Source organism: Salinigranum sp. (assembly GCF_041641895.1).
Lineage (GTDB): Archaea > Halobacteriota > Halobacteria > Halobacteriales > Haloferacaceae > Salinigranum.
In genome coordinates this window covers 1-9,787 of sequence record NZ_JBEPXO010000083.1, presented here as the reverse complement: position 1 = coordinate 9,787, position 9,787 = coordinate 1, and the positions used below count along the sequence as shown (strand labels likewise).

At 69.2% G+C, this 9,787-nt stretch carries 13 protein-coding genes; 2 read left to right on the top strand and 11 right to left on the bottom strand.

Translation table 11 applies throughout. The features are described from left to right. Nucleotides 1–309: 309 nt before the first annotated feature. Nucleotides 310–450, top strand: a complete 141-nt coding sequence (locus tag ACESK5_RS15650) for a hypothetical protein (RefSeq protein WP_372912514.1) — start codon at nucleotides 310–312, stop codon at nucleotides 448–450. Further along, nucleotides 440–913: a hypothetical protein gene (locus ACESK5_RS15645; RefSeq protein ID WP_372912513.1), complete on the top strand. Its 474-nt coding sequence runs from the start codon at nucleotides 440–442 to the stop codon at nucleotides 911–913. The genes ACESK5_RS15650 and ACESK5_RS15645 overlap by 11 nt, the downstream gene beginning before the upstream one ends. Before the next feature lie 5 nt (nucleotides 914–918). On the opposite strand, the gene ACESK5_RS15640 is transcribed toward ACESK5_RS15645, so the two are convergent. The 11 genes from ACESK5_RS15640 to ACESK5_RS15590 all read right to left on the bottom strand — a co-directional run bounded on the left by ACESK5_RS15640 (nucleotide 919) and on the right by ACESK5_RS15590 (nucleotide 9,752). Continuing rightward, nucleotides 919–1,692: an SDR family NAD(P)-dependent oxidoreductase gene (locus ACESK5_RS15640; RefSeq protein ID WP_372912512.1), complete on the bottom strand. Its 774-nt coding sequence runs from the start codon at nucleotides 1,690–1,692 to the stop codon at nucleotides 919–921. Nucleotides 1,693–1,859: 167 nt separating this feature from the next. Beyond that, the gene (locus tag ACESK5_RS15635) at nucleotides 1,860–2,495 is read right to left on the bottom strand and encodes a non-canonical purine NTP pyrophosphatase (RefSeq protein WP_372912511.1); all 636 of its coding nucleotides are present in this window, start codon (nucleotides 2,493–2,495) and stop codon (nucleotides 1,860–1,862) included. 68 nt (nucleotides 2,496–2,563) lie between these two features. Then, a complete protein-coding gene (locus tag ACESK5_RS15630; protein ID WP_372912510.1) occupies nucleotides 2,564–2,839 on the bottom strand; it encodes a DUF5808 domain-containing protein in 276 nt (91 codons plus the stop codon). 55 nt (nucleotides 2,840–2,894) lie between these two features. Beyond that, nucleotides 2,895–4,514: a TrkA family potassium uptake protein gene (locus tag ACESK5_RS15625; protein ID WP_372912509.1), complete on the bottom strand. Its 1,620-nt coding sequence runs from the start codon at nucleotides 4,512–4,514 to the stop codon at nucleotides 2,895–2,897. A gap of 211 nt (nucleotides 4,515–4,725) precedes the next feature. Then, nucleotides 4,726–6,321, bottom strand: coding sequence for a bifunctional N(6)-L-threonylcarbamoyladenine synthase/serine/threonine protein kinase (locus ACESK5_RS15620; RefSeq protein ID WP_372912508.1), 1,596 nt, complete (start codon nucleotides 6,319–6,321; stop codon nucleotides 4,726–4,728). A 12-nt stretch (nucleotides 6,322–6,333) separates the two neighbouring features. After that, nucleotides 6,334–6,648: a 30S ribosomal protein S24e gene (locus tag ACESK5_RS15615; RefSeq protein ID WP_372912507.1), complete on the bottom strand. Its 315-nt coding sequence runs from the start codon at nucleotides 6,646–6,648 to the stop codon at nucleotides 6,334–6,336. A gap of 98 nt (nucleotides 6,649–6,746) precedes the next feature. After that, nucleotides 6,747–7,304: a GTP-dependent dephospho-CoA kinase family protein gene (locus tag ACESK5_RS15610; protein WP_372912506.1), complete on the bottom strand. Its 558-nt coding sequence runs from the start codon at nucleotides 7,302–7,304 to the stop codon at nucleotides 6,747–6,749. 29 nt (nucleotides 7,305–7,333) lie between these two features. Further along, complete coding sequence (spt4, locus tag ACESK5_RS15605) at nucleotides 7,334–7,531, bottom strand: transcription elongation factor subunit Spt4 (RefSeq protein WP_372912505.1); 198 nt, start codon at nucleotides 7,529–7,531, stop codon at nucleotides 7,334–7,336. Beyond that, nucleotides 7,531–8,103 (bottom strand): DNA-directed RNA polymerase, encoded by a 573-nt coding sequence (locus ACESK5_RS15600; protein WP_372912504.1) that lies wholly within the window; start codon nucleotides 8,101–8,103, stop codon nucleotides 7,531–7,533. The genes spt4 and ACESK5_RS15600 overlap by 1 nt, the downstream gene beginning before the upstream one ends. A gap of 17 nt (nucleotides 8,104–8,120) precedes the next feature. After that, nucleotides 8,121–8,504 carry a DUF188 domain-containing protein gene (locus ACESK5_RS15595; protein WP_372912503.1) on the bottom strand — a complete coding sequence of 128 codons (384 nt, stop codon included), beginning with the start codon at nucleotides 8,502–8,504 and terminating at the stop codon, nucleotides 8,121–8,123. 15 nt (nucleotides 8,505–8,519) lie between these two features. Beyond that, on the bottom strand, nucleotides 8,520–9,752 hold the full coding sequence (locus ACESK5_RS15590) for a translation initiation factor IF-2 subunit gamma (protein WP_372912502.1): 1,233 nt from the start codon (nucleotides 9,750–9,752) through the stop codon (nucleotides 8,520–8,522). Nucleotides 9,753–9,787 lie beyond the last annotated feature (35 nt).

Genomic DNA, 9,787 nt, shown 5'->3' with positions numbered 1-9,787 from the left:
GCCGGCAGGCGACCGGGAGAGTGGAGCGTCTTCGGCACCGGAGACCGGTGCCACACACCGTACAGTGACGGGGTGTACCGGGCGCGCGGGTGGGAGGATGGGAACTGAGGCCGTAGTGCGCGCCCACCAGTTTCCACCGCGGGTGTTCACTTAAATCCGCGTCAGACGGACGTGTGACTTCTGTCGGCGAAACCCGCTGACGGCACCGCCACGTCGACCGATTTGCGGCGGCCCCTCCACCCTGTGAGTGCACGGACGACCCACCGCCGAACCGGTAACGCTCTTGTCGTACCGCGTCTACCACACCTCGTGACCTGGACCTGGGACGCACTGTTCGACCGCGCAGCGGCCTACGACGTGTCCGAGGCGGACGTCCGAACGACGCTCGAGACTGTCCGAAGCGACGGGCACGAGGACGAAGGGGAGAGCGAGGCTGAGGATGCCGACTGAGCCGAGTCCCGCCCGCGTCGTCGCGGACGCCGACGTGCTCGCAGCCGACCTCCTCGTCGGCGGTCCCTCCCGCGCGGCCCTCGACCACGTCCGCCGGCACTCGTGGATGACGCTCGTCGCCAGCGACGCACTCCTGGACGACGCGACCGACGTGGTCACGCGTCTCGCGGACGAGACGCTCGCGGCCGACTGGCGGGACCGCTGTGCCTCGTGGCGTGAACCGGTCGACCACCCCGACACGGACCATCCGGGGCTGGCGTCGGCCTACCGGGGAGGCGCGATGCACCTGCTCTCGTTCGACGAGCGACTCGGGAGCGCCCGCGCCGGCGCCTCCCTCCAGGGACACGTCCCGCTCAGCGTCCGCCCCCCACGGGCGTTCGCGACGCTGTTCGACGCCGAGAGCCTCTACCGGGAGGCCGTCGGAGGCGCGTACCCCGGCCCCGACCGCGACCCGCGCGAGTAGCGCGCTCAGCGCGTGTCCTGCAGTCGCATCGCCACCCTCCTCGCGGTCGACCGCGGCACCAGCCGTACGAGGAGCGTGGTGAGGCGGTTCCGCAGGCCGGGGACGACGACCGCGTCCCCGCGTTTCATTCCGCGGTAGCCCGCCCGGGCGACCGTCCGGGCGTCCATCACGCCGCGTTCGAACAGCGTCGTGTCGCCGATGCCTGCCCGCGTGTCGAAGTTCGTCTCGGTCGGCCCCGGACAGAGCGCGGTGACGGTGACGCCCGTTCCGGCGAGTTCCTCGGTCAACGCCTCTGAGAAGTGCAGGACGTACGCCTTCGTTGCGTAGTAGACTGCCATCAGGGGTCCGGGCTGGAACGCGGCCGTCGACGCGACGTTCACCACGGCGCCGTCGCCCCGCTCGACCATCCCCGGGAGGAACCGCCGGGTGAGCTCCGTCACTGCGGTGACGTTCACCTGTATCTCGTCGAGTTCGGCGTCGGGGTCGCTCTCGACGAAGGGCCCGTGGGTCCCGAAGCCGGCGTTGTTGACGAGGACGTCGACCACGATGTCGCGCGCGTCGAGCGCCGCGGCCGTCTCCCGTGGCGCGTCGGGGTCTGCGAGGTCCTTCACGACGACTGTCACGGTGACGCCGTACTCGCGCTGGAGTCGCTCCCCGAGCTCGCGGAGGCGCTCCTCGCTGCGGGCGAGGAGCACGAGGTCGGTTCCGTCCGCGGCGAGGAGGTCGGCGAACTCGCGGCCGATGCCGCTCGAGGCGCCAGTGACCAGGGCGGTTGACATACCGTCCAGAGACGGGCGGTGCGTGAAAAGGTGCGGGTGACGACGTGGGCTTCGGCGCCGGCGTCGCGCCCGTTCGACACGCCTCTTCGGAGTTCAGCACCCGCCGAACCGTTTCACTCCCGGTCGGCGACCCGCCGTCGGGCGCACGGCACCCGCCGAGGCCCCCGTCACTCCGCGGTGCGTCGTTCCGGATACCACTCCGCGAACTTGGCGAGCGCCCGCCCCCGGTGTGAGATGCCGTTCTTCTCCTCGGTGCTCATCTCGGCCATCGTCTTCCCGTTGTGTTCGAAAATCGGGTCGTACCCGAATCCACCCTCTCCCCGTGGCTCGACGATTCGCCCGCGGATGATGCCCTCGAACAGTTTCACGGGCAGGCCGGCCGACGCCGCGTCGCCGTCGGGACCCGTCGCCGCCGCGACGGTCCGGTCGTCCCGGTCGATGGGGTCGGGACTCGCGTCGAAGCCCTCTCCGTCGCAGTACGCGAGCACGCACCGGAACGCGGCACGGTGGTCGGTCTCGGCCGCAGCGAGTTCGTGGACGCGCTCGATGCCGACGGTCTCCTCGACGTACGAGGAGTACGGACCCGGAAAGCCGCCGAGGGCGTCGACGAACAGGCCGGCGTCGTCGACCAGGACCGGTTCGTTCGCGTGGCGGTACGCCTCTCGCGCCCCGCGTGCGGCGATGGGGCCGAGTTCGGGACTCTGAATCTCCGTGTAGTCGAAGTCGAGCTGGGTGACGTCGGAGCCGAGGTAGTCCGTCGCCTCGCGGACCTTCCCGGGGTTCGTGGTGACGTATCTGAGCACATCTGTGCTGACACCCAGCGGGCAAAAGCAGGTTCGATTCGACCCGTCGGACTCGGACTCCCGGCGGTTCAGTCGTCGATGATGACCTCGACGGGGTCGTCCTCGACGTCCTCGGCGTCGCCGTCGGCACCCTGTCGCTCGTTCCAGAGGAGCACCGCGACCACGGCGAGCACGACCCACGAGCGCCACGAGGCCAGGTTGATGGTGTAGCCGATGCCGAACGGCTTCTCGACGAGCATCCCCTTGCCGGGCTGCCAGTACGACGAGAGGAGGCGGCCGACGCTCGGCCGCTCGAAGTTGTAGGGGACGCCGAAGATGGTACCGGACTGTGGTTTATCAGCCATACACCCCCGTACGGCGGGCCCGGGTAAATGGTTTAGCCTCGTCTCCCCGCCCGCGTCACGAGAGGTCGAGTCGGCCGACGTCCCGGTCGACGCCCGCGACGACCAGTCGGTCCGTCGCCTCCAGCGTGGTCCACTCGCCCACGTCCGCCGACACCCGGCCGTCGCGGTGTTCGACGGCGACGACCGTCACCCCCTCCGGGAGCGAGAGGTCGCCGATGGTCTCGCCCGCGACGGGTTCCGCCGAGAGGCGGACGACTTCGACCTGCGTGTCGACGGACATGACGTCCTCGTCGAGCACCGTCGACGCGAGCAGTCGGCCCGTCACGGAGGCCAACGAGAGCACGTAGTCCGCGCCGGCGCGGTACAGTTTCTTGACGTTGGCGACGTCGTCCGCCCGCGCGACGACCTCCGCGTCGGGGTTCACCTCGCGGACGACGAACGTCGCCAGCAGTGTGGTGGTGTCGTCGTCCAGCGCGAGGATGACCGTCCGCGCGTCGCCCACTCCGGCCTCCCGGAGGACGCCCGGGTCCGTCGCGTCCCCCGTGACGTCGACGCCAGGGTGGTCTTCCCGGTCGACGACCGTCCGGGGGACGTCCTCGCTGGCGAGCGTCTCGTCGACGGTCGACCCGACGACGCCGAACCCGACGATGACCACTTCGCCGCGGGCGTACCGGCGAACCTCCGAGAGCGTCCAGCGCTTCAGTCCCGACAGTTCGGTCTCGGTCCCGACCACCAGCAACACGGTGTGCTCGTCGAGGACGAGGTCGGGAAACGGCGGCGTCAGGAACTCGCCGTTCGACCACGCGCCGATGAGCGTCACGCCCGTCCGTCCCTCGACGTCGACCTCCCGCACCCGTTTCCCCTGCAGCATGCTCCCCGGCTGGACGGGGAACTCAGCCACCTCGAGCCCACCGCCCAGACCGACGCTGTCGCCGGTGTCGGTCGTCACCGCGTCGCGGACCTTGTTCGCCAGCCCCCGCCCGAGGAGTACACGCGGGGAGAACGCCTCAGTCGCCCCCGCCCGTTCGTGGTACGGCGCCAGCGTCGGGTCTTCGACCACACTGTAGACGGGCACGTCCGACGTGATTTCCTTCACGGCGAGGATGACGCTCAGGTCGATTTCGTCGTCGCTGTCGGCCACGACCGCGACGGCGCGTTCGACCGAGGCGTCGCGGAGGGCGTCGACCGATTCGGGGTCGGCGTGGACGACGTCGTGGCCCTGGTCGCGGAGGTCCATCGCACGCTCCCGGTCGGGTTCGACGACGACGCCGTCGACGTCCTGCGCGGCCAGGTCCGAGAGGAGCGTCCGGGTTCGCGGGCTGGACCCGCAGATGAGGACGTGACCGGACCGGTCGAGACTCGTCGGCGGCGACGTCGACAGCGCGTCCTCGACGAGCGGCACGATGACGATGGGGAAGGCCGCGAAGATCAACAGCAGCGACGCGACCTGCATCCCGACGACGAGGAACGTCATCACCGGACTCCGCCAGGGGGCGTCCTGCCCGTACCCCGTCGTCGTGAACGTCTGCATCACCACCTCGAACGACTTCAACAGCGTCCGGGGCCGCCCCTCGAAGACGGTCATTCCGACGTCGTACGCGACGGTGAACACGAGCAACGACCCGACCACGGTAACGAGATACGGCCGGAGGAGCGAGCGTCGCGCTGCGGTCATACGTCTTCGTCTCGACCCCACCGGACATAACGGCGTGGGCCGAGACGACCGTCTGGCCGTCCCCGCGGACCGAAGGTTCACATCAGATGCCGCGTCCACGGGGTCACGTGCGTTGACACCCACTGCGGGGCGTGCTGCGACGTGGCGGCACAGCGCCTCGCAGCCACGAGCCACCGTGTCGCGTGTCGCCCGTTCGCCACTCTCCCTCGACCTACTGGTACCGACCCCGCCCCTCGACGGTCCGGAGTCGCTCGACGACCGTCTCGGCCGCCGTCCCCCCGGCGTCGAGGTAGCCAGCCAGACACGCATCGAACAGCGGCTCGGGCGTATCGGCGGTCCCTTCGACGCTCTGCCCGAAGACGTGGAGGTCCATCGCGTGGTCCTCCACGTGGCCTGTGTGGAAGCCCAGCCCGAAGTCGACGAAGAACACCGTCGACGACCCGGCCGTGACCCGCACGTTCCGCGTCGTCGGGTCGCCGTGGGCGATGCCGGCGTCGTGGAGCGTCGCGAGGTGCGTCCCGACCCGCCGTGCCGCCTCGGTCGAGAGCGCGCCGGCGAGGTCCGCGTCGCCGACGCACTGCAGCGTGAGCGTCGCCTCCCGGAGGTCGACGCCACGGACGAGCGGCGTCGGCACGCCGGCGCGCCGAGCCTCGCTCAGCAACCGCGCCTCGGCGACGGTTCGCTCCCGCCGGAGCCGTTCGTCGAGTTCGGGGTGTCGGTACTCCTTCCGGAGCCGACGCTTCACCACCACGTCTCCCTCGGTTGTCACCGTCGCCTCCGCGCCGCGAACGGTGTCCGTCGTCGACGGTGCTCGCGCCACGGACTCCTCGGCTCCGCGCCACGTCACCGGCACCTGGTCGGGGCGGAAGTTCGGATCGACCGCGGAGTCGGGGACCGAGAGGGTGTCACCGGCGGCGACCATCTTCGCGCCGAGGACGGCAATCATCCCGGCGTTGTCCCGCAGGAAGCGCGGTTCGGGCGCGTAGAAGGACGCCCCACGTGCCTCACACATCTCGCGGAGCATCGCCCGGAGGCGTGCGTTCTGCCCGACCCCGCCGCCCAGCACGAGTTCGTCCGTCCCGGTCAGTGACAGCGCCCGTTCTGCGACTTCGGTGAGCATCGCGAATATCGTCTCCTGGAGGCCACAGCAGACGTCCTCCACGCGCTCGCCGTCGTCGTACGCGTCCTTCGCGGCGCTCATGATGCCCGAGAAGGAGAAGTCCATCCCCTTCACCACGTAAGGGAGGTCGAGGTACTCGCCGTCCGCGGCGGCCGATTCGACCTTCGGGCCACCGGGATGCGACCAGCCGACGTGTCTGGTGAACTTGTCGATGGCGTTCCCCACTCCCGTGTCCATCGTCTCGCCCAGCACCCGGTAGCGGCCGTTGTGGTACCCGAGGAGGTGGGCGTTCGCGCCGGAGGCGTTCAGACACACCGGCGAGTCGAAGCCCGACTGGTGACGGCCGATTTCGAGGTGGGCCACCATGTGGTTCACGCCGACGAGTGGCACGTCGAGCGAGCCAGCGAGCGCGCGCGCGGCGGTCCCGACGATGCGGAGGCAGGGGCCGAGGCCGGGGCCGCGCGAGAACGCCACCGCGTCGACGCCACCCCCGTCGCGGGCGTGTTCGAGCGCCGTCTCGACCACGCGCGGAATGGCGTCGCCCATGTGCTCGGCGGCCTCACGCGGGTGAATGCCGCCGCTCTCCGGTTCGTAGGGGTCCGATTCGATGAACACCTCGTCGGCGTCGGTGTCGAAGACGGCCGCGCTGGCTGCCCACGCCGTCCCTTCGATACCGAGAACGCGCACCTGCGGCCGAAGTCAGGCCTCTTCGGCCTCGACCTCGGGTTCGTCGCCGCTCGTGATCTTGTTCCGTTCGAGCATGTACTCCTGCTCGACGTCACGGGCGAACGCGGGGCTCTCGTACACCTTCGCGTAGCCGACCGTCTTTCGCATCCCGAACTTCGTGTCGAGCGTGTGCACGACGACTTCGTCGGAGTCCTTGTTCAGTTTCGCGGCGAGACTGTCGCGGACAGAGAGACGAGAGGGGGTCGCTTCCTCGTGGACGACCTCGAAACGGACGTCCGTCCGGTGTAACATCGGGTTCTCCTCCTCGTCGATGATTTCGATCTCCATGGTCAGTTGCCTCTATTTCGCCCCGAGGCAGGCAAAAGGATTTCGAAGGACGTGACGAGTCCATCGAGGGTGTCCACGACGGCCTGACGGGATTCGGCTCAGCCGCGCTCGTCTGCTCGGCGCTCCGCGTCGGTCAGGATGGCGAGCGCGGCGTCGGTGTCGCCCTCGAACCGACCCAGGAGCTCACGCATCGTCTCTCGCGTCTCCGGCGTCACCCGGATCAGTACCATCCCTACGTCGGGCTGACCGTAGACGACGCTCGCCCCGTCCGGGGCGGCGACGACGGCCGGGAGCGTCGCGAGGTCCTCCTCGCCGTCGACGTCGAGCACCTGTGGGTCGGACGCGTCGAGCGCTTCCACGAGCGCCCGGAGCATCGCCTCGGAGAGTTCGGCGGCGGGGTTCGTGACGCTCGTCCCCGTGGGGAGGTCTTCGAGTGCCGCCGCTGTCTCGTCCGACACCGCCTCCCGCTTCGTCCGCCCGTCGACGACCGACACGTCGGGGATCCGACCGGCACGGAGGAGGTGGGCGGTGACCACGTCGCCGACGGCGACGAGTGGCCCGTCGCCGGCGTCGTCGAGGAGGTCAGCCGGGTCGGTGTAGACGGGGCCGAACGGCTCTTTGAACTCGCTCCGAATCGCGTCCGGGAGTCCGAGCATCGACGTCGGCATCCAGTCGTTCCTCTCGCTCAGCGGACTTTCAGTGCGTACCCGCCCGGCTCGGAGACGTTCATCTCCTCGGCGATTTCGGACTCCTCGGGGTGGGTGATGTAGACGTATCCCGCCCAGTCTTCGGTCAGCGAGGAGGAGCCACAGAGGTCACACGTCTGGTTGTCCGGCCCGTTGATGTGGTGACACTCCCGGCAGGCGAGTCGCTTCTTGGCCATCAGTCACCGGCCTCCGCTTCCGACTCCCGTTGTCGCTTCGCCTCGAGCCAGCCGTGTTTGCCGAGGCCGGGCTGTTTCGCCGTGAGACCGATTTTGGAGTCGCGCGGATTGCGCTCGTCGACACTCTTCGTCACGATGCGGACCCGGACGGAGTCGCCGACGCCGAGCGTCTGGTTCGACTCGGTCGAGGCCAACTGCTGGTTCTCGCCGTCGTACGCGAGGTACTCGTTCGATATCTGCGAGACGTGCAGCAGGCCGTCGACGGGGCCGATGCCGACGAAGGCGCCGAACTCGACGACTTCGACGACGTTGCCGTCGACGACCTCCTGCATCTGCGGGTCGAAGGTGATGGCGTCGAACTCCGCCTCGTAGTAGACGCCCGGACGACCGGGGAGCACCGAGCCCTCCCCGATGTCGTGGACTTCGACGACGCTGACGACGCTGCCGACGTCCTCGTCCATTCGCCCTTCGAGCTTGTCCTGGAGCAGTCGCTTCACCCGTCCGGGGGTGACGTCCGCCAGATGACGGGGCGGCACCTCCACCGTGTCCTTGAGTCGTACCCGTTTGTACATGCGTAGTTTGAGTCCTGTTACGGTTCCGTAATCGCAAGTGTGTTGCGGCCCCGACGGCCGACGACCGGGACGCCCCGGTCGAGTAGTCGGCCACGGAGGGGTCTGTCGTTGGTGACGACGTAGTCACAGTCGCTCTCCTCGGCGAGTTCGACGACGGCGTCGTCCGCGTACGACGCCTCGGTGTCGACGACGCGACACCGCGCTGCGAGGTCACGACCGACGCTCGCGGCGACGGCCTCCTCGCTCGCTCCGTCGGAGAGCGTCTCCAGTTCGGCGACGACGGCGCGTGGCACCAACAGGTCGAGCGTCCCCTCCTCGACGGACGCGCCGAGCAGGCGTGCGAGTTCGTCGAAGACGCGGACGTCACATTCGACCGGCATCATGAGCGCGTTGGTGTCCATCACGACCGTCGTCACTTACTGTAAGGTCCCGATTCCGATGAGACGCCAGCGTGCGCCGACGCGTCGGTTGATAGCGATCTTCGCTCCCGACTCGGCGCACACGGGACGCTTGAGGTTCACCTCGCACTCGCCCTCGCGGGCGCTGGTCACCGCGCCGACGGTGGTGGCCGTCCCGACAGTGAGCATGAGCGGTTCGCCGGTGGAGATGTCGTCGACGCTCCCCTCCTCCGCGCCGACGACGCGGTCGAGGAGGTCGACGCTCATGACGAACGACTCCCGCGTCGGCGGGAGCGTCCCGGGGGTACCGGCGACCTGGCCGGCGAGCGCGTCACCCTTCGTCAGCGACGGGTCGAGCCCCGTCCCGACGCCGAGCAGTCCGCCCGGACCGGCTCTCTCTAGCTGCGTCCCACCGGCCTGCAGCGAGCGAACCGTCGTCTCGATGGGCCGCCACTCGGACTGCCCGCCCTCGTCGACCTCGCGGCCCGGGCGCAGTTCGATCTCGTCGTCGACGGCCAGTTCCCCCTCGACGAGACTCCCCCCGACGACGCCGCCGGTGAGCCCCTCCCAGGTCGTGCCCGGGCGGTTGATGTCGAAGCTGCGAGCGACGAACATCCGCGGGTCCTCCGAGGCGTCGCGCTCCGGCGTGGGAATCTCCCGCTCGATGGCGTCGATGAGGAGATCCATGTTGATCTCCTGCTGGGCGCTGATGGGAACGATGGGGGCGTCCTCCGCGACGGTGCCCTCGACGAACTCCTGGATCTGCTGGTAGTTCTCCACCGCCCGGTCGCGGTCGACCAGATCGATCTTGTTCTGGGCGACGACGATGTTCTCGATGCCGATGATGTCCAGCGCCATCAGATGCTCCTCGGTCTGCGCCTGCGGGACGTCCTCCGTCGCCGAGACGACCAGGACGGCACCGTCCATCAGCGCCGCCCCCGAGAGCATCGTCGCCATCAGTGTCTCGTGGCCGGGCGCGTCGACGAACGACACCGTCCGCAAGACGTCGCTCTCCGACCCGTCGGGGCACTCTTCCTCTACGGTGTAACAGTCGGGCGCGTCGACGCCCGGGCACTGGCGGAACGTCGCGTCCGCGTAGCCCAGTCGGATGGAGATTCCCCGCTTCATCTCCTCGGAATGCTGGTCCGTCCACGACCCCGACAGGGCCTGGACCAGCGTCGTCTTCCCGTGGTCGACGTGGCCGACGAGTCCGATGTTCACCTCCGGTTGCTGTGTTGTGTCTGTCACCATTGACCTCCTGAGAGTAATCTTGGGGAAGTTTCGCC

Coding starts and splice junctions, on each gene's coding strand:
- ACESK5_RS15645 (WP_372912513.1), top strand. CDS start 440: ATGCCGACTGAGCCGAGTCCCGCCCGCGTCGTCGCGGACGCCGACGTG.
- spt4 (WP_372912505.1), bottom strand. CDS start 7,531: ATGGCCAAGAAGCGACTCGCCTGCCGGGAGTGTCACCACATCAACGGG.
- ACESK5_RS15595 (WP_372912503.1), bottom strand. CDS start 8,504: ATGGACACCAACGCGCTCATGATGCCGGTCGAATGTGACGTCCGCGTC.
- ACESK5_RS15630 (WP_372912510.1), bottom strand. CDS start 2,839: ATGGCTGATAAACCACAGTCCGGTACCATCTTCGGCGTCCCCTACAAC.
- ACESK5_RS15610 (WP_372912506.1), bottom strand. CDS start 7,304: ATGCTCGGACTCCCGGACGCGATTCGGAGCGAGTTCAAAGAGCCGTTC.
- ACESK5_RS15590 (WP_372912502.1), bottom strand. CDS start 9,752: ATGGTGACAGACACAACACAGCAACCGGAGGTGAACATCGGACTCGTC.
- ACESK5_RS15600 (WP_372912504.1), bottom strand. CDS start 8,103: ATGTACAAACGGGTACGACTCAAGGACACGGTGGAGGTGCCGCCCCGT.
- ACESK5_RS15625 (WP_372912509.1), bottom strand. CDS start 4,514: ATGACCGCAGCGCGACGCTCGCTCCTCCGGCCGTATCTCGTTACCGTG.
- ACESK5_RS15615 (WP_372912507.1), bottom strand. CDS start 6,648: ATGGAGATCGAAATCATCGACGAGGAGGAGAACCCGATGTTACACCGG.
- ACESK5_RS15640 (WP_372912512.1), bottom strand. CDS start 1,692: ATGTCAACCGCCCTGGTCACTGGCGCCTCGAGCGGCATCGGCCGCGAG.